Here is a 19,364-nt window from a genome sequence, read left to right as displayed (position 1 = left end):
GAACCGGGGCGGGGGAGAGGAGGGCGTCGTCACCGGGACGCACGGCCGTGCGCCGCGAGCTCCTCCACCCGGGCGTGCAGAACCGGCAGGAACGACTCGAACTCCGGCTTGATCAGAACGCTGCGGACCACCCGCGCCGCCTCCGCGTCCCGCACCACCCGCGGATGACGCCGCACGAACGCCTCCGCGTCCGCACGCAGCACACTCACGAACACCGGATCCGCCTGCGCCGTCATGCCCTCGCGCAGCAGCCGCCCCGACGCCGCGTCCACCGACGACAGCGAACCGGCCGCGGTCACCGGGAAGTACGTCACGATGTCCAGCTCCGGCCGCTGGTACAGCTCCAGCTCCTCCGACGCGGACAGCAGGTTCGCCCACCGCAGCGCCGCCCGCCGGTTCGCCGCCAGGATCCTCCCGAACCCCTCCACGGTCAGCGGCAGCACCTGCAACGTCAGCCACAGCGCGGCCGCCGCCGCACCCGCCCGCGAGCACTCCAGGCTGATCTCGCCCAGATGCAGCTCCGCATCGGTGAAATAGGTGTACGGCGAATCGTGCGCGAAGTGCCGCCCCGCCCGCGGATCGGGGAAGAGCACCGCCCCGCACCCGTACGGCTGCAGCCCCTGCTTGTGCGGATCCACCACCACCGAGTCGCACGCGGCGATCGCCCGCCACGGAGCCGGATCCACCCCGCCCTCACCGGCCCGGCCCAGGATCGCGTAGAAACCGCCGTACGCCGCGTCCACGTGCACCCGCACCCCGTACCGGCGCGCCAGCGCCACCACCTCGTGCACCGGGTCGACCGCCCCCAGCCCGGTGGTACCGGTGGTCACCACCACCGTGCCGACCCGCCCGCCGCGCAGCACACCCTCCAGCGCGTCCACGTCCATCCGGCCGCACCCGTCGACGGGCACCCGGTGCCCCTCCATGCCCAGGACACGGCACATCCGCTCATGGGTGTAATGGGCCTCCGCGCTGTAGGCGACCCCACGGTCCGGATGCACCTGCCGGGCCACGTACAGCGCCTCCAGGTTCGCCATCGTCCCGCTCGTCGTCAGATGCCCGACATGCGCCTCGAACCCGAACATCCCCGCCAGCGCCGCGACCGCCTCACGCTCCATCTCCGTGGTCGCCGGCCCACCCTCGGCCGCATGGTTGTTCGGATTGAACAGCATCGCCGTCAGATAGCCCGTCACGGCCGCCGGATGCGGCGGCTTGACCATCTGCCCGGCATACCGCGGATGGAAGAACGGATAGTTGTCGTCCATCCGCTTCGCCAGCGCCTCGAAGGCCTCCCCGAACGCGGCACCGTCCACCCGGTGCGCCGGATGGCTCTCGTACGGGCCGAACTGCCCGCCCCACCGCTCCGCCACCGCCAGCGCACGCGGCAGCCACTGACGTAAGTCGTGCAGATCCCGCAGGTCCACGGGGAGCCTCCCCCCAGCAGGCCGCCCCCACAACGGGACGGCACGGTCGCGCGTACGCGGTCGTACGTACGCACGAGGAGCCTCGCCCAGCCCCCGCAAGGCCCGCGCAACGCCGCACCCGCGCACACCATCCGCACTCGAGCCCCGCGCAAGCCGCGTCTGGTCCACTCGCGGCGCGCCACCTGCGCGGGGACACCGGCTGAGACGACCACCGGCGCTCCGGCAGCCCGCGGCACCGACACGCCCGCCCCGGCGCGGCCCCGCGCCACCACCCACCCCCTTCCCAGGAGGACACCACCATGGTCACCAGACGCAGCGTCCTGGGCGGCGCCCTCGCCGCCACCGGCGCCGGCCTGCTCACCGCCGGCGGACTCACCCCGCTGCTCACCGCCAACCCCGCACGGGCCACCGCCAACACCCCCGCCGCGGGCGCCCCGAAGGTCACCCTCCCGCCGCCCTTCACCGTACGGATGCCGCTCCCGGCGGTGCTCTCCCCGATCTCCACCCTCGGCGGCCAGGACACCTACACCGTCACCATCAAGGAGACGGCACGCGAGATCATCCCCGGCGCACAGACCAAGGTCCTCACCTACGACGGCCACTTCCCCGGACCCGTCCTGCGCGCCCGCAGCGGACGCAAGGTCGTCATCCGCCACCGCAACCAGCTCACCATGCCCGTCGCCGTCCACCTGCACGGAGGCAACGTCTCCCCGGACAACGACGGCGGCCCCATGGACACCGTCGCCCCCGGCGCCTCCCGCATCTACAGCTACCCCAACCAGCAGCCCGCCGCCGGACTGTGGTTCCACGACCACGCCCACCACATGGAATCGGAACACGTCTTCCGCGGCCTGTCCGGCACCTACCTCCTCAGCGACGACAACGAACGCTCACTGCCCCTGCCCGCCGGCCAGTACGAGGTCCCCATCGCCCTGCGCGACGCCCGCTTCGACGACACCGGACAGCTCGTCTACGTCATGGACGACGTCTTCGGCCGCACCACCATCCTCGCCAACGGCCGCCCCACCCCCTACTTCGAAGTCGCCGCCCGCAAATACCGCTTCCGCCTCCTGAACTCCTCCAACATGCGCTTCTTCCAGCTGCGCCTGTCCGACGGCGGCCGCATCACCCAGATCGGCACCGACGGCGGACTGCTCGAACGCCCCTTCACCACCGACACCATCGGCCTGTCCCCGGCCGAACGCGCCGACGTCGTCATCGACTTCTCCCGCTACCCCGTCGGCACCAAGATCGTCCTGGAGAACACCCTCGGCCCCGGCACCCCCGACCAGGTCGGCAAGGTCCTGCGCTTCGACGTCGTGCGCACCGCCCCCGACCCCAGCCGCATACCCGACGTCCTGCGCACCCTGCCACCCATGGCGAAGGCCACCGTCGAACGCACCGTCGTCCTCAGCATGGACGAGGACGGCCGCCAGGAACCGCGGGGGTTCATGGACGGCCAGGTCTGGGACCCCCAGCGCATCGACCAGACCATCACCCACGGCACCTCGGAGATCTGGACCGTCACCAACACCAACAAGCTCGTCCCGCACAACTTCCACATGCACCTGGTCCAGTTCCGGGTACTGGAACGCAACGGCGCCCCCGTCTCACCCGCCGAAGCCGGCCTGAAGGACACCGTCCGCCTCTTCCCCGGCGAAACGGTCGGACTCCACGCCACCTTCGACACCTACCGCGGCACCTACGTCTACCACTGCCACCTCCTGGACCACTCCGCGATGGGCATGATGGCCAACCTCCGCATCAGATGACCCCCACCGCAGCACCACCCCAGCCGGGCGCGGCCCGCCCACGACCGGCCCGGACCGGCCCCACCCGGGTCGCCACCGCTCGATGCGCGCTCAAGGACGGGCCGAGGACCCGGCGGAAGAATCCTCGACAACAGACCATGTCCGGCCGTGTCCCCCACGAGTCCCCTCATGCGTCCGAAAGCGAAAGGGAAGAGGAGGGAAACCGGTGACCGACACCATGGCCATGACCGTGGTCCTCACACCCGGCCCTCCCACCTCCCTCGACCTCCACGGCAGACTCACCCCTGCCGCCCTCACCGCCGCCCTCGCCCTGCTGCCCCCCTGCACACCCACACTGCACCGGCACACCGCCCACCACCACACCCTCACCCTGCCCCCGCCGCCGTTCCCCGCCGGACGCCTGTCCGACCTGCTCACCGGCGCCACGGCGGGGGACCGGGAACACCACACCACCCGCACCCCGCACCCCCGGCCCCACCCGCACACCACCCCCACCGACACACCCCCCACAGCCACCGGGACCACCGCACCCACCGGGACCGCCGCACCCACCGCACCGGAACCGGATGACCCACCACCGCTCACCCCCCTCCAGCACGACCTGCTCCTCGACGCCATGACCCACCCCGGCGCCGCCCTGCACATCGGACAACTCCACTGGCGCTGGAACGGCCCCCTGGACACCCGCCGCCTCACCGCCGCCTGGCAGACCCTCCACGACAGCGAAGCCGTACTGCGCACCGCACTGACCGCCCCCACCACACCCGGCAGCGCACCACACCTCACCGTCCACCCCCACGCCACCCCGCACCTGCAACGCCACCCCCGCGGCAGCGCCGACTGGCACACCCTCCTCCTCGCCGAACGGATGCGGGAGTTCGACCTGCGCCACCCCGGCGCCGCCCTGCGCATCGCCCTGCTGGAAGAACCCGACCACGCCCACCGCGTGCTGCTCACCTACCACCAGGCACTCCTCGACGACTGGAGCGCACGCCTGCTCCGCCGCACCCTGCACCGCGCCTACCTCGCCGACGGACGGCCCGCCGGCAGCGAACGCCGCCCCGACATCCGCGACCACCTGCGCTGGATCGCCCGCCAGGAGACCGCAGCCGCCCGCGCGTACTGGGCCCGCACCACGCCCCCCGCAGACGCCGCCGGCCTGCCCGGTCCACCCCACCCGCCCCACCCCGCCCCGGACGCCGCCCACCCGCCACGCGGCCACGGCCGCAACCGCCACCGCCTCACCCCCTACGAGGCAATGCGCCTGCGCACCTGGGCCGCGTCCCGGGGCGCGGCCGAGAGCACCGCCCTCCACGCCGTCTGGGCCCTCCAGCTCCACCGCGCCACCCCCCACGCACCCGCGGTCGCCTTCACCGCCACCGTCTCCGGCCGCGGCATCCCCCTGCCCGGCGCCGAACGCCTCCCCGGCCCCCTGCGCAACGCCGTCCCCCTCCACACCCCCATCACCCCCACCACCCCACTGGCCGACGTCCTGGCCACCCTCACGGACCAGACCCTCCAGGCCTCCGCCTACGAATGGCTCCCCCCGACCCAACACCCACCCCGCCCCCATCCGGCCCCGCCCGCCGAACCGAGTCGGGCGACGTGCGCCGACGCGCCGCAGTCCGCCACGGGCCGGACCTCACCCGACGCGAGCGTCAACGAGCCGTCCGCAGAAGCCGGCTGCCCCCCGCCCACCACTGCGGGCACCGACGCCGATTCGCATCCCGCCGCGGCCCCGGGCACCGCCCCCGCCGACGAGCCGTCCTCCGAGGCCGGCAGGCCTGCGTCCGCCGCTGCGGGCACCGACGCCGATTCTCATCCCGCCACCGGCCCGGGCGCAGCTCCCGCCAACGCGGCTTCTTTCGAGGCGAGTCGGGTGAGGTGCGCCGACGCGCCCCCGGGCGAAGGCCCCGCCGACGCGCCGCAGTCCGCAACGGGCCGGCCCTCACCCGATGTCGACGCCGCCGCGAGCCCGGAAGCCGCCGCCGACGAGCCGTCTGCCGCTGCGGCCGCCGCCTGCGCCGCCGCCCGGCCTGGCCCCGTTCCCACCGACGGCCCCGCCAAGAGGCCTTCGCCCTCGGCCGGTCGGCGCCCGTCCGTCGCCGCGGGCGCCGGTCCGGCCTCCCGCCCGGGCCCCGGCCCCGGCCCGCACCCGGGTCACAGCCGTGCCCCCGGCCAGGGAACCCGCCAGGGACCCGGCCGCGACACCCTCGTCACCTTCGAGGCAACGGCACCCCCCGGCTCCGCCGACGACCCCGTCCACGCCGAGCTCGCCGCCGAAGGCATCCGCATCGACCCCGCCGAAGCCGTCGCCGCGCACACCGCCCTGCTCTACACCCTCACCGCACACCACGACACCGAAGGCGGCCTCGTCCTCACCTCCGTGCACGACCGCTCCCGCATCACCGACACCGACGCCGCCGAAACCCTCGCCCAGACCGCCCTGCTGCTGCGCGCCCTGCCCGACACCGCCGGCCCCACCGCCACCGTCGCCCAGGCCGTGGCCCTCCTCGACGCCGTGCCGCAGCCCCGCACCCTCGCCCCCACACCCGCATCCGCATCCGCATCCGCATCCGCATCCGCCCGCACCTTACGGATCCTGCGCGCGGCGGCCCGTACCGGCACCGGCACCATCTGCCTGGTCCCCCCGCCCGACGCCCCGCCCACCTGCTACGACGCCCTCGCCGCGGCCTACCCCGGCCCGCAGGCCCTGACCACCGTGGCACCGCCCGCCGACGCCCGGACCGTACTGGCCGCCCTGCGCCCCGCCCTCGCCCGCGGCGAACCGCTCCTGCTGGGCGGGTTCTCCGGCGCGGGCTCCCTGGCCTGCGAGGTCGCCGAACGCATCGCCGCACACGGCTGGCACCCGCCCCTCGTCGCGATCGGCGGCACCCTGACCACCGCACCGCGCGGCGGCCCCGACCCCGTCCGGGCCCTCGCCCGCACCCTGCAGACCGCCGCGGCCACCACCACCCGGCCCTGACCCGCCCCCCGAACCGACCACCCATCCCACCCGTCCCAACCGACACCTTCGTCCCACACCACCAGGAGTGACATGTCCCGTCGTCTGTTCACCTCGGAGTCCGTGACCGAGGGACACCCGGACAAGATCGCCGACCAGATCAGCGACACGATCCTCGACGCCCTGCTCGCCCAGGACCCCACCTCCCGCGTCGCCGTCGAAACCCTGATCACCACCGGCCTCGTCCACATCGCGGGCGAAGTGACGACCCAGGCCTACGCCCCGATAGCCCAGCTCGTCCGCGAGAAGATCCTCGACATCGGCTACGACTCCTCCGCCAAGGGCTTCGACGGAGCCTCCTGCGGCGTGTCCGTCTCCATCGGCGCACAGTCCCCGGACATCGCCCAGGGCGTCGACACCGCCTACGAGCAGCGCGTCGAAGGCGCCGCCACCGGCGAGGACGGCGACGACCTCGACAAGCAGGGCGCCGGCGACCAGGGCCTGATGTTCGGCTACGCCAGCGACGAGACCCCCGAGCTGATGCCCCTGCCCATCCACATCGCCCACCGGCTCTCCCGCCGCCTGTCCGAGGTCCGCAAGAACGGCACCCTCCCGTACCTGCGCCCCGACGGAAAGACCCAGGTCACCATCGAGTACGACGGCGACAAGGCCGTCCGCCTCGACACCGTCGTCGTCTCCTCCCAGCACGCCTCCGACATCGACCTCGAAGCCCTCCTGGCCCCCGACATCAAGGAGCACGTCGTCGACCACGTCCTCGCCCGGCTCGCCGACGACGGCATCAAGCTGGAGACCGAGGGCTACCGCCTCCTGGTGAACCCGACCGGCCGCTTCGAGATCGGCGGCCCGATGGGCGACGCCGGCCTCACCGGCCGCAAGATCATCATCGACACCTACGGCGGCATGGCCCGCCACGGCGGCGGCGCCTTCTCCGGCAAGGACCCCTCCAAGGTCGACCGCTCCGCCGCCTACGCCATGCGCTGGGTCGCCAAGAACGTCGTCGCCGCCGGCCTCGCCTCACGCTGCGAGGTCCAGGTCGCCTACGCCATCGGCAAGGCCGAGCCCGTCGGCCTCTTCGTCGAGACCTTCGGCACCGAGACCACCGACATCGCCAGGATCGAGGACGCCATCAACGAGGTCTTCGACCTCCGCCCGGCCGCCATCATCCGCGACCTGGACCTGCTGCGCCCCATCTACGCCCAGACCGCCGCCTACGGCCACTTCGGCCGTGAGCTGCCCGACTTCACCTGGGAGCGCACCGACCGCGCCGACCGCCTCAAGGCCGCTGCCTCCCGCGCCTAGCGCCCGCCTGCCCTCCCGATCGGGCCGGGCCCGAGGGGTCCCGGTGCACGCGCCCGCCACGTCCTCTCGGCCGCCGACGCCCCGCGCCGGCCGCCCCGCCGCCTCGCGAGCGCACGCACCGGGCCCCGCCCCCCGGGTCCGGCCCGATCCGCAGGACAGCCCCGCGGGCCGCCCGAGCACCCGGCCGCCCACCCCCTGCTCCACCCCACCCGCTCCGCCCCACCCCGCAGAGACCGGACCGACCATCCCACAGGAGTCCACGTGCGTATCGCGGTGACCGGATCCATCGCCACAGATCACCTCATGGCCTTCCCGGGCCGGTTCGTCGACCAGCTGATCCCCGACCAGCTGCACACCATCTCGCTGTCCTTCCTCGTCGACACCCTCGAAGTACGACGCGGGGGAGTGGCCGCCAACATCGCCTACGGCCTCGGAGGGCTCCGCATGGACCCCCTCCTCGTCGGCGCCGTCGGCCCCGACTTCGCCGAGTACGAGGTCTGGCTCAAGGAACACGGCGTCGACACCGGCCCGGTGCACGTCTCCGCCGACCACCAGACCGCCCGCTTCATGTGCATGACCGACCAGGACTCCAACCAGATCGCCTCCTTCTACGCCGGCGCCATGGCCGACGCCGCCCGCATCGACCTCCACGCCCTGCACGCCCGCACCCCCCTCGACCTGGTCCTGGTCTCGCCCAACGACCCCCGCGCGATGCTCCGCCACACCGAGCAGGCCCGCGAACTGGGCATCCCCTTCGCCGCCGACCCCTCCCAGCAACTCGCCCGCCTCACCGGCGCCGAGACCCGCAGCCTCGTCACCGGCGCCCGCTGGCTCTTCACCAACGAGTACGAATCCGCCCTGCTGCGCGAACGCACCGGCTGGAACCGTGAAGAGGTCCTCGCCCGCGTCGGCACCTGGATCACCACACTCGGCGCGCAGGGCGTCCGCATCGACGCCGCCGACACCCCCACCCTCACCGTCCCGGCCGTCCCCGACGTCACCGCCGCGGACCCCACCGGCGTCGGCGACGCCTTCCGCTCCGGCTTCCTCGCCGCCGTCGGCCACCGACTGCCCCTGCAGACCGCCGCCCAGCTCGGCTGCGCGATGTCCGCACTGGTCCTGGCCGAGGTCGGCTCACAGTCCTACGAAGTCCGCCCCCAACGGCTCCTCGACACCGTCCGCACGGTGTACGGGCCGCAGGCGGCCGCACTGCTGGCACCGACGCTGGGACAGCCGACATGACCGCGAACACACCCCCCGCCCCCCACCCCCGCGAACGGGCCGCCGCCCTCCGCCAGGCCCTGGCCACCCGGGTGGTCGTCGCCGACGGCGCCATGGGAACGATGCTCCAGGAACAAGACCCCACCCTGGAGGACTTCCAGCAGCTGGAGGGCTGCAACGAGGTCCTCAACGTCACCCGCCCCGACATCGTGCGCTCGGTCCACGAGGCGTACTTCTCGGTGGGTGTGGACTGCGTGGAGACCAACACCTTCGGCGCGAACCACGCGGCGCTGGCCGAGTACGACATCGCCGAGCGCAACTTCGAGCTGTCGGAGGCCGGCGCCCGGGTCGCCCGCGAGGTCGCCGACGAGTTCACCGCCTCGACGGGCCAGCAGCGCTGGGTGCTGGGCTCCATGGGGCCGGGCACGAAGCTGCCGACGCTGGGCCACATCACCTACGGCCAGATCCGCGACGCCTACCAGACCAACGCCGAAGGACTCCTCACCGGCGGAGCCGACGCCCTGCTGGTGGAGACCACCCAGGACCTCCTGCAGACCAAGTCCTCCATCATCGGCGCCCGCCGCGCCATGGACGCCCTCGGCATCGACGTCCCCCTGATCTGCTCGGTCACGGTCGAGACCACCGGCACCATGCTCCTCGGCTCGGAGATCGGCGCCGCCCTCACCGCCCTGGAACCGCTGGGCATCGACATGATCGGTCTGAACTGCGCGACCGGCCCGGCCGAGATGAGCGAGCACCTGCGCTACCTCGCCCGCAACGCCCGCATCCCGATCTCCTGCATGCCCAACGCCGGCCTGCCCGTCCTGACCAAGGACGGCGCCCACTACCCGCTGACCGCCCCGGAGCTGGCCGACGCCCAGGAAACCTTCGTACGCGACTACGGACTCTCCCTCGTCGGCGGCTGCTGCGGCACCACCCCCGAACACCTGCGCCACGTCGTCGAACGCGTCCGGGGGAGCGCACCCGGCCCCCGCGACCCCCGCCCCGAACCGGGCGCCGCCTCCCTCTACCAGACGGTGCCGTTCCGGCAGGACACCTCGTACATGGCGATCGGTGAGCGGACGAACGCGAACGGGTCGAAGAAGTTCCGTGAGGCGATGCTGGAGGCGCGCTGGGACGACTGTGTGGAGATGGCCCGGGACCAGATCCGTGAGGGCGCGCACATGCTCGACCTGTGCGTGGACTATGTGGGCCGTGACGGCGTCGCCGACATGGAGGAGCTCGCCGGCCGTTTCGCGACGGCCTCCACGCTGCCGATCGTGCTGGACTCCACCGAGGTCCCCGTCATCCAGGCGGGTCTGGAGAAGCTGGGCGGGCGTGCGGTCATCAACTCGGTGAACTACGAGGACGGCGACGGGCCCGAGTCCCGCTTCGCGAAGGTCACCCGGCTGGCGCAGGAGCACGGCGCCGCGCTGATCGCGCTGACCATCGACGAGGAGGGCCAGGCCCGCACCGTCGAGCACAAGGTCGCCATCGCGCAGCGCCTGATCGAGGACCTCACGACGAACTGGGGGATCCGTGAGTCCGACATCCTCATCGACACCCTGACCTTCACCATCTGCACCGGTCAGGAGGAGTCCCGTGGGGACGGCATCGCGACGATCGAGTCGATCCGTGAGCTCAAGCGCCGCCACCCCGACGTCCAGACCACCCTGGGCCTGTCGAACATCTCCTTCGGTCTGAATCCGGCGGCCCGTGTCCTGCTGAACTCGGTCTTCCTGGACGAGTGCGTGAAGGCGGGTCTGGATTCGGCGATCGTGCACGCGTCGAAGATCCTGCCGATCGCGCGTTTCGACCAGGAGCAGGTCGACACGGCCCTGGACCTGATCTACGACCGGCGCCGCGAGGGCTACGACCCGCTGCAGAAGCTGATGGCCCTCTTCGAGGGCGTGAACACCAAGTCCCTCAAGGCCGGCCGCGCCGAGGAACTCCTCGCCCTGCCCCTGGACGAACGCCTCCAGCGGCGGATCATCGACGGCGAGAAGAACGGCCTCGAAGCCGACCTCGACGAAGCCCTCACCACCCGCCCCGCCCTCGACATCGTCAACGACACCCTCCTCGAAGGCATGAAGGTCGTCGGTGAGCTGTTCGGGTCCGGGCAGATGCAGCTGCCGTTCGTGCTCCAGTCGGCCGAGGTCATGAAGACGGCGGTGGCCTACCTGGAGCCGCACATGGAGAAGTCCGACGCGGAGGGCAAGGGCACCATCGTGCTGGCCACGGTCCGCGGCGACGTCCACGACATCGGCAAGAACCTCGTCGACATCATCCTGTCGAACAACGGCTACAACGTGGTCAACATCGGCATCAAGCAGCCGGTCTCCGCGATCCTCGAGGCCGCCCAGGAGCACAAGGCCGACGTCATCGGCATGTCCGGCCTCCTGGTGAAGTCCACCGTGATCATGAAGGAGAACCTGGAAGAGCTCAACCAGCGCAAGCTGGCCGCCGACTACCCCGTCATCCTCGGCGGCGCCGCCCTCACCCGCGCCTACGTCGAACAGGACCTCCACGAGATCTACGAGGGCGAGGTCCGCTACGCCCGCGACGCGTTCGAAGGCCTGCGCCTGATGGACGCCCTGATCGCCGTCAAACGCGGCGTCCCCGGCGCCGAACTCCCGCCACTCAAACAGCGCCGCGTCGCCCGCCGCGACACCCCGCTGCCGCACACCGAGGCCGCCCCCGCGGGCCGCTCCGACGTCGCCGCCGACAACCCCGTGCCCACCCCGCCGTTCTGGGGCACCCGTGTCATCAAGGGCATCCCCCTCAAGGACTACGCCAGCTGGCTCGACGAGACCGCCCTGTTCAAAGGCCAATGGGGGCTGAAGGACGCCGACACCATCGCCACCGACGGCCGCCCCCGGCTGCGCGGCTGGCTGGACCGCCTCCACACCGACGGCCTCCTCGAAGCAGCCGTCGTCCACGGCTACTTCCCCTGCGTCTCCAAGGGCGAAGACCTCATCATCCTCGGCGAGAACGGCTCCGAACGCGCCCGCTTCACCTTTCCCCGCCAGGGCCGCGGCCGCCGCCTGTGCCTCGCGGACTTCTTCCGCCCCGACGAATCCGGCGAGACCGACGTCGTCGGCCTCCAGGTCGTCACCGTGGGCAGCCGCATCGGCGAGGAGACCGCACGGCTCTTCGCCGCCGACTCCTACCGCGAGTACATGGAACTCCACGGCCTGTCAGTCCAGTTGGCCGAAGCACTCGCCGAGTACTGGCACGCCCGCGTCCGCGCCGACCTCGGCATCGGCGGCCACGACCCCCAGACCATGGACGGCATGTTCCGCACCGAGTACCAGGGCTGCCGCTACTCCCTGGGCTACCCCGCCTGCCCCGACCTGGAGGACCGCGCCAAGATCGCCGACCTCCTCCAGCCCGAGCGGATCGGCGTCGAACTCTCCGAGGAATTCCAGCTCCACCCCGAGCAGTCCACCGACGCCATCGTCCTGCACCACCCCGAAGCCAGCTACTTCAACGCCCGCTGACCCACTCACCCCTCCCACCCCAACCGCTCCCGCGACGAGCCGGAAGGAGTCCGACATGCCGGCTGCCCTGGCCGCCACCGCCGAACGCCCCCGCACCCCCGCCACCCCCACACCGGCCCCCACCCCCCGCGGCGTCCGCGAACTGCTGGCCCAGGGCAGGCCGACCTTCTCCTTCGAGTTCTTCCCCCCGAAGACCGACGCGGGGGAGCGCACCCTGTGGGCCGCGATCCGCCGCATCGAAGCCCTCGCCCCCTCCTTCGTCTCCGTCACCTACGGAGCCGGCGGCTCCTCCCGCACCCGCACCGTCGAGGTCACCAAACGCATCGCCACCGAGACCACCCTGCGCCCGGTCGCCCACCTGACCGCCGTCGGGCACTCCGTCGCCGAACTGCGCCACATCATCGGCCAGTACGCCGACGCCGGCATCCGCGACGTCCTCGCCCTGCGCGGCGACCCGCCCGGCGATCCCAAGGGACGCTGGACACCCCACCCCGACGGCCTCACCCACGCCCACGAACTGGTCACCCTCATCCGCCGGCTGGGCGACTTCACCGTCGGCGTGGCCGCGTTCCCCGAACGCCACCCCCGCTCCCCGTCCTGGACCGAGGACATCCGCCACTTCGCCGCCAAATGCCGGGCCGGAGCCGACTACGCCATCACCCAGATGTTCTTCCACGCCGAGGACTACCTGCGGCTGCGCGACCGGCTCCACGCGGTGGGCTGCCTGACCCCGGTCATCCCCGAGATCATGCCGGCGACCGATTTCCGCCAGATCCGGCGCTTCGCCGAACTCAGCGACGCCCGCTTCCCCGACCACCTCGCCCACCGCCTGGAAGCCGCCAAGGACAACCCGGCCGACGGACACCGCATCGGCGTCGAGTACGCCACCGCCATGTCCGAACGCCTCCTCGCCGAAGGCGCACCCGGCCTGCACTACATCACCCTCAACAAGTCCACCGCGACTCTAGAGATCCATCAGAACCTGAACCTCACCACCGATCACGCCACCACCGACACGGAGTAGAACCCATGGACTTCAAGGTCGCAGACCTCTCCCTGGCCGCCTTCGGCCGCAAGGAGATCACCCTGGCCGAGCACGAGATGCCCGGTCTGATGTCGATCCGCCGCGAGTACGCCGAGGCGCAGCCGCTGGCCGGCGCCCGCATCACCGGCTCCCTGCACATGACCGTGCAGACCGCCGTCCTCATCGAGACCCTCGTCGCCCTCGGCGCCGACGTCCGCTGGGTGTCCTGCAACATCTACTCCACCCAGGACCACGCCGCCGCCGCGATAGCCGCCGCCGGCATCCCCGTCTTCGCCTGGAAGGGCGAGACGCTCGAGGAGTACTGGTGGTGCACCGAGCAGGCCCTGACCTGGCCCGGCCACGCCGGCCCCAACATGATCCTCGACGACGGCGGCGACGCCACCCTCCTGGTCCACAAGGGCGTCGAATACCAGAAGGCCGGACGGGTCCCCGACCCCTCCACCGCCGACAACGAGGAAATGGCCCTGGTCCTGGACCTGCTGGCCAGGACCGACATCGACTGGTCCGCCCTGGCCGCGGGCATCCGCGGTGTGACGGAGGAGACCACCACGGGTGTGCACCGTCTGTACGAGATGATGCAGTCCGGTGAGCTGCTGTTCCCGGCGATCAACGTGAACGACGCGGTGACGAAGTCGAAGTTCGACAACAAGTACGGCTGCCGTCACTCCCTGATCGACGGCATCAACCGTGCCACCGACGTCCTGATCGGCGGCAAGGTCGCGGTCGTCTTCGGTTACGGCGACGTCGGCAAGGGCTGCGCGGAGTCGCTGCGCGGCCAGGGCGCTCGCGTGATCATCACGGAGATCGACCCGATCTGCGCGCTGCAGGCGGCGATGGACGGCTACCAGGTCGCGACGCTGGACGACGTGGTGGAGACCGCGGACATCTTCATCACCACGACCGGCAACAAGGACATCATCATGGCCGCGGACATGGCCAGGATGAAGCACCAGGCGATCGTGGGCAACATCGGTCACTTCGACAACGAGATCGACATGGCCGGTCTGGCCAAGATCGACGGCATCGTCAAGGACGAGGTCAAGCCGCAGGTCCACACCTGGACGTTCCCCGACGGCAAGGTCCTGATCGTGCTGTCCGAGGGCCGTCTGCTGAACCTGGGCAACGCCACCGGTCACCCGTCGTTCGTGATGTCGAACTCCTTCGCGGACCAGACGCTGGCCCAGATCGAGCTGTTCACCAAGCCGGAGGAGTACCCGACCGACGTCTACGTGCTGCCCAAGCACCTCGACGAGAAGGTCGCCCGACTCCACCTCGACGCCCTCGGTGTCAAGCTGACCACCCTGCGCCCGGAGCAGGCCGCGTACATCGGCGTCAAGGTCGAGGGCCCGTACAAGCCCGACCACTACCGCTACTGACCGACCCCCACCGAACGGATCCGGCCACCGGCTCTCGAGCCCCGCTCGAGAGCCGGTGGAAAGCCCATGACCGGGCATCCCGCCCAATGCCACGATCGGGTGCCCGTGCCGAGGGCGAGCACGACTCCCACCACCGCAGACGAGGATGGCCCATGAACCCCAACCCGGCCGGCAGCTCCCAGCAGCACACCGCCGGCGGCCCCGGCCCCTACGCACCACCCGGCCCCTACACCCAGGCCGCCCACCCCGGCCCCTACGCCCAGGGCGCCCCGCACGCACAGCCGACCGCCGAACGCGGCAAGGCGGCCACCGTCCTGCTCCTGGTCTCGACGGTCTTCATGGGCCTCATGGCGGGCCTCTTCTTCGCCTTCGACGTCTCCGTCATGCCGGGCCTGGCCGCCGGCGACGAACGCACCTACGTCACCGCGATGCAGAACTTCAACGCGGCCATCGACGGCAACGGACTCTTCGGCATGGTGTTCGTCATCACCCTGCTCACCTCCGCCGCATCGGCGGTCATCGAGTTCCGCAAGGGCCGCCGCACCGTCGCCGTCTGGGTCGGCGTCGCCACCGTCGCCTACTTCGTCGTCCTGATGATCACCTTCTCCGTGAACATCCCCCTCAACAACGAACTCGCCGCCGCCGGAGACGCCGCCGAACTCGCCGACTTCACCATCGTCGACAAGTTCAAGGGCACCTGGGTCGCCACCAACATCGTCCGCACCCTGCTGTGCACCCTCGCCCTGACGGCCCTCTCCCGCGCCCTGGTCCTCTACGGCCGCACCACCCGCTGAACCACACCGCACCGACGACGCGGAGTCCCCCGGCCGCCCGGTCCGGGGGACTCCGCGTCGTCGGTCAGCCCGCCTGACCGTGCAGGTACAGCGCCCAGCCCAGGAACCCGACCGCCGCCGTGCACAGCAGCGTCCGCCACACGTTCGCCCGCGTCCACGGCCCCTCGAACGCCCGCCGCACCGCCGCCGCATCACCGATCCGGGCCACCGGACCGGCCTTCTCCAGCGCGTTGTTCAGCGGGATGTTCACCTTGTTCGTCAGCCCCATCGACACGATGTAGCAGACCAGCGCCGCGATCAGCGGCGGCAGCACGTCCCGGCCGTCGGACGGCACGTGCAGCGCCAGCGCCAGCGCGGTGAACAGGAACGCCCCGATGTAGCCCAGCACGAACCAGCCATTGAGAATGGCCTTGTTGATGTTCTGCATGGCCTCGATGACCGTACGGTCGTCCGTACGCTTCAGACCCGGCATCACCGCCACCGAAAACCCGTAGAACAGCCCGCTCACCAGCCCCATCGTGACCGTGGCGGCGATGAGCGAGGCCAGGCGTGCGGTCTCCATCGTGTGTCCCCCTGCTCACCCGTCCGCGGAGCCTGATCGGTCATCGATTCTTCGGGAACGGGTCATCGAATCGTCAAGTCACGGCGACTATACGGGCGAAGACCCCCCACGGAGCAGAGCGATCAAGCACTCCTCAAGCGTCCTTCGAGCACCTTTCGAGCGCTCCCGCCCCACCCGCGCCCCGGGAGCCCCGCCCGCGATCCCGCCGGAAACGCTGCAGGAAACGCCGCGGGAGCCTCCGGGGAACCCTGCGGGGGAGCCCGCTCACCGGCGCCCGCCTCACCCCGCGCCCGCCCGGTCACCCGCGCTCGCGCAGGTACGCCTCCAGCTCCGCCGCCCCCGCCAGCAGCGCCCGCCCCCGTACGGTCAGCCGGCCGTGCCAGTCACCCAGCGCCGCCCCCAGCGGCTCCAGCCCGCCGGCCGCCCGCACCTGCCCGATCAGCGGGGCGATCTGCGCCAGCGGATACCCGCCCCGCCGCAGCTGACGGACCAGCCGCACGTCCCGTACGTCGGCCTCGTCGTAGACGCGGTACCCGGTGCGCGCCTCACGCCCCGGGCTCACCAGCCCGGCCCGCTCCCACGCGCGCAGCGTCGCCGGCCGGACACCCAGCCCGCCCGCCAGGGGCCCGATGAACACCCCGCCCGCACCCCGCCCGCCATCCCGGAACCCCGGCCCCGGACCCGGATTCGGTCCCGGGCCCGCACCCAGGTCCCGCAGGGCCGCCTCCACGGCCCGCAGCGTCCGCCGGTCCTCCAGCAGCTGCACGTGCCCGGCGTCGATGAGCGCGAACGCCTCCTCCACCGCACCCCGGTTCACCGCCCGCATGATCTCCGCCGCCGCCCCGTGGCCGTGACCGGGCACCAGCGCCAGGAACGCCCGCAGGGCCGCCGCGTGCAGCACCGTGTAGCGGCGGTACCCGTGCGCGGAGCGCGCGGCCGCCGGAAGGATGCCGGCCTCCTCGTAGTTGCGGACCGCCTGCGTCGACAGACCGTGCCCACGCGCCAGATCCACCGGCCTGAGCCGCACACCACTTTGAAGCTTCGACCCCATGAACGCGACGATAGCGCGGCAAAGTCTCCACCGAATCTTCAACGATAGCGTTGAAGCCATGGCCACCGACCTCAAGGACACCGCCCACCCCGTCGACGCCGCCGCCCTGATGGCACTGCTTCCCACCCGCCCCCGCCTCCTCGCCGTGGGCGAGCCCACCCACGGCGAGGACGCCCTGCTCCACCTGCGCAACGACCTCTTCCGGCAACTCGTCGAGCAGGAGGGCTACCGCACCATCGCCCTCGAAACCGACTGCCTCGCCGGCCTGACCGTCGACGCCTACGTCACCTCCGCCACCGGCACCCTCGACGCCGCCATGGACCACGGCTTCAGCCACGGCTGGGGGGCCTGCGAAGCCAACCGCGACCTCGTGCGCTGGATGCGCACCCACAACGAGAACCGGCCCCCCTCCCAACAGGTCCGCTTCGCCGGCTTCGACGGCCCGCTGGAAACCGCCGGCGCCGCCTCCCCCCGCCAGGCCCTCACCGCACTCCACACCCACCTCGCCGCCCACCTCGACGCCCGCCTGCTGCCCTGCACCGCCACGGCACTCGACGACCTCCTCGGCCCCGACGACCGCTGGAGCGACCCCGCCGCGATGTACGACCCCGCCGCCTCCGCAGGCCGCACCCCCCGGGCCGCACGCCTGCGCGCCCTCGCCGAGGACCTGACCGCCCTCCTGGACGAACACACCCCGCACCTGATCGCCGCAACCTCACCCGAGGACTGGCACCGCGCCCGCCTGTACGCGCGCACCGCCACCGGCCTGCTGCGCTACCACCACCTGATGGCCGACACCACCGCCACCACATCCGAGCGCCTGACCCTGCTGCTGGCCGCACGCGACCGGATCATGGCCCACAACCTCCTGGCCCTCGCCGCCCGCGGACCCGTCCTCGCCCACGCCCACAACTCCCACCTCCAGCGGGAGAAGAGCACGACACGGATGGGCGGCGCACCACTGCACTGGTGGAGCGCCGGCGCCCTGGCCGCGGCCCACCTCGGCCAGGACTACGCCTTCGCCGCCACAGCACTGGGCACGATCACCCACCGGGCGGTGGACACCCCGCCCGCCGGCACCCTCGAAGCGCTGCTCTCCACCCTCCCGCAGGACCACAGCCTCATCGACCCCCGGGCCCTGGCCGCCCACCTCGCCCCCGACCCGCCCGCACCCCGCACCTCACCCTGGTTCGGCTACGCCCCCCTCGACCCGGCCCACCTCGACGGCACCGACGCCCTGCTCTTCGTCAGGGACGTCCCCCGCCGGCCCGCCCCGCCCGCCGCCTGAAGCGCCCCGCCGGCGGCCCCACCGCCTACCGCCCTGCCGCCCCGCAGTGCGACCGCAGTGCGACCGCACCAACGCGTAGGAGGACAGCCGGTCGTGGAGATCGTGGACGGGCGTCGCCAGCATCGGCTCGTCCGCCCCGGTCTCCGCGGTCAGCCGCGCCAGCCGGCCCACCACCGTCTCCGGCGAGCCGACGGCCTGCTGCGCACGGAACCCGGCGAGCGCCTGCATCTCGTGCGGCGTGAACACGTGCGCGGCCGCCTGCGCGGGCGTGGGGAACGGCCTCCGGCTCACTCCCTGCAACAGCCCTGCCTTCACCACGTTCATCGGCCCCGCCCGCCACACGGCCGCCTCCTCCGTCTCGGCGCACACCGTCTCCACGTACAGCAGTACCCGCGGCCGCTCGCACCAGCGGGACGGCACGAACCCCGACCGGTAACGCTCCACCACCGCCGCGGTGTTGTCCGGACGGATGTGGTGCGCCACCGCCACCGGCAGACCGAGATCCGCAGCCAGCGCCGCCCCCGCGGTACTGGACGCCAGCAGCCACGGCTCCGGCAACGGCCCCAGCGCCACCTCCTCCACCAGGAACTCCAGGACCGCCGCCACGTCCTGCCGGTACTCCGCGTCCGTCGCCGGACCCGCCCCGCGGCGCAACGCCCGGGCCACGCCCTCGTCGAACGTGCCCGGCCCGCGCCCCATCCCCAGGTCGACACGGTCCTCGTGCAGGGCCGCCAGCGTCCCGTACTGCTCCGCCACCGTCAGCGGCGCGTGGTGGGGCGCCAGCACACCCCCCGGACCGACCCGGATGACCGACGTCGAGGCGGCGGCGTGCGCCGTCAGCACCACCGGCGGGAACGCACCGATCGCGGGGGAGTGGTGGTGCTCGGCGTACCAGAGCCGCCGGTACCCCAGCCGCTCCACCCCCGGGCGAAGGCCGCCGTGTCCCGCAGGGTGTCCACGGCGCGCGAGCCCGCCTGGACCATCGCGACTTCCAGCGCGGAAAGAGGTATCTCGAGCATCCCGCCAGCATAGGAAGCCGCCACCCG

General features: G+C 72.3%; 12 protein-coding genes and 1 pseudogene. 9 read left to right on the top strand and 4 right to left on the bottom strand.

What is annotated here, in order from left to right; all coding sequences use genetic code 11:
* Positions 1-29 precede the first annotated feature (29 nt).
* The gene (locus tag ACPU2J_RS35845; protein ID WP_420078024.1) at positions 30-1,424 is read right to left on the bottom strand and encodes a pyridoxal phosphate-dependent decarboxylase family protein; all 1,395 of its coding nucleotides are present in this window, start codon (positions 1,422-1,424) and stop codon (positions 30-32) included.
* Positions 1,425-1,723: 299 nt separating this feature from the next.
* Between ACPU2J_RS35845 and ACPU2J_RS35840 the strand changes: the two genes are divergently transcribed.
* The 8 genes from ACPU2J_RS35840 (at position 1,724) to ACPU2J_RS35805 (ending at position 15,417) form a co-directional block, all read left to right on the top strand.
* A complete protein-coding gene (locus tag ACPU2J_RS35840; protein WP_423835109.1) occupies positions 1,724-3,196 on the top strand; it encodes a multicopper oxidase family protein in 1,473 nt (490 codons plus the stop codon).
* 205 nt (positions 3,197-3,401) lie between these two features.
* Positions 3,402-6,182, top strand: a complete 2,781-nt coding sequence (locus ACPU2J_RS35835) for a condensation domain-containing protein (RefSeq protein WP_423835108.1) — start codon at positions 3,402-3,404, stop codon at positions 6,180-6,182.
* Positions 6,183-6,254: 72 nt separating this feature from the next.
* Complete coding sequence (gene metK / locus ACPU2J_RS35830; RefSeq protein WP_420078021.1) at positions 6,255-7,481, top strand: methionine adenosyltransferase; 1,227 nt, start codon at positions 6,255-6,257, stop codon at positions 7,479-7,481.
* Positions 7,482-7,742: 261 nt separating this feature from the next.
* Entirely contained in the window at positions 7,743-8,723 is a 981-nt protein-coding gene (locus tag ACPU2J_RS35825) for a carbohydrate kinase family protein (protein ID WP_361607983.1), read from the top strand.
* Positions 8,720-12,202 (top strand): methionine synthase, encoded by a 3,483-nt coding sequence (metH, locus tag ACPU2J_RS35820; protein WP_423835107.1) that lies wholly within the window; start codon positions 8,720-8,722, stop codon positions 12,200-12,202. The genes ACPU2J_RS35825 and metH overlap by 4 nt, the downstream gene beginning before the upstream one ends.
* Before the next feature lie 55 nt (positions 12,203-12,257).
* Positions 12,258-13,226 carry a methylenetetrahydrofolate reductase [NAD(P)H] gene (gene metF / locus ACPU2J_RS35815; protein ID WP_423835106.1) on the top strand — a complete coding sequence of 323 codons (969 nt, stop codon included), beginning with the start codon at positions 12,258-12,260 and terminating at the stop codon, positions 13,224-13,226.
* A 5-nt stretch (positions 13,227-13,231) separates the two neighbouring features.
* Positions 13,232-14,623: an adenosylhomocysteinase gene (gene ahcY / locus ACPU2J_RS35810; RefSeq protein WP_399315236.1), complete on the top strand. Its 1,392-nt coding sequence runs from the start codon at positions 13,232-13,234 to the stop codon at positions 14,621-14,623.
* Between the two features lie 152 nt (positions 14,624-14,775).
* On the top strand, positions 14,776-15,417 hold the full coding sequence (locus tag ACPU2J_RS35805) for a DUF1772 domain-containing protein (protein WP_423835105.1): 642 nt from the start codon (positions 14,776-14,778) through the stop codon (positions 15,415-15,417).
* 64 nt (positions 15,418-15,481) lie between these two features.
* Here ACPU2J_RS35805 and ACPU2J_RS35800 read toward each other — a convergent pair whose 3' ends face one another.
* Both ACPU2J_RS35800 and ACPU2J_RS35795 read right to left on the bottom strand, forming a co-directional pair.
* Complete coding sequence (locus tag ACPU2J_RS35800) at positions 15,482-15,979, bottom strand: DUF1772 domain-containing protein (RefSeq protein ID WP_361602880.1); 498 nt, start codon at positions 15,977-15,979, stop codon at positions 15,482-15,484.
* A 298-nt stretch (positions 15,980-16,277) separates the two neighbouring features.
* Positions 16,278-17,030 (bottom strand): TioE family transcriptional regulator, encoded by a 753-nt coding sequence (locus ACPU2J_RS35795; RefSeq protein WP_420078017.1) that lies wholly within the window; start codon positions 17,028-17,030, stop codon positions 16,278-16,280.
* 58 nt (positions 17,031-17,088) lie between these two features.
* Here ACPU2J_RS35795 and ACPU2J_RS35790 point away from each other — a divergent pair, with 58 nt between their 5' ends.
* The gene (locus ACPU2J_RS35790) at positions 17,089-18,318 is read left to right on the top strand and encodes an erythromycin esterase family protein (RefSeq protein WP_420078016.1); all 1,230 of its coding nucleotides are present in this window, start codon (positions 17,089-17,091) and stop codon (positions 18,316-18,318) included.
* A gap of 57 nt (positions 18,319-18,375) precedes the next feature.
* Here the strand turns inward: ACPU2J_RS35790 and ACPU2J_RS35785 are convergent.
* A pseudogene (locus ACPU2J_RS35785) lies at positions 18,376-19,337 on the bottom strand (MsnO8 family LLM class oxidoreductase); the annotation flags it as partial.
* Positions 19,338-19,364: the final 27 nt, after the last annotated feature.

Origin of the sequence: Streptomyces manipurensis, assembly GCF_049570255.1 — a bacterium.
In the GTDB taxonomy this organism is placed as follows: Bacteria; Actinomycetota; Actinomycetes; order Streptomycetales; family Streptomycetaceae; genus Streptomyces; species Streptomyces manipurensis.
The sequence above is the reverse complement of the archived record's forward strand: the minus strand, read 5'-3'. Positions and strand labels throughout refer to the sequence as shown.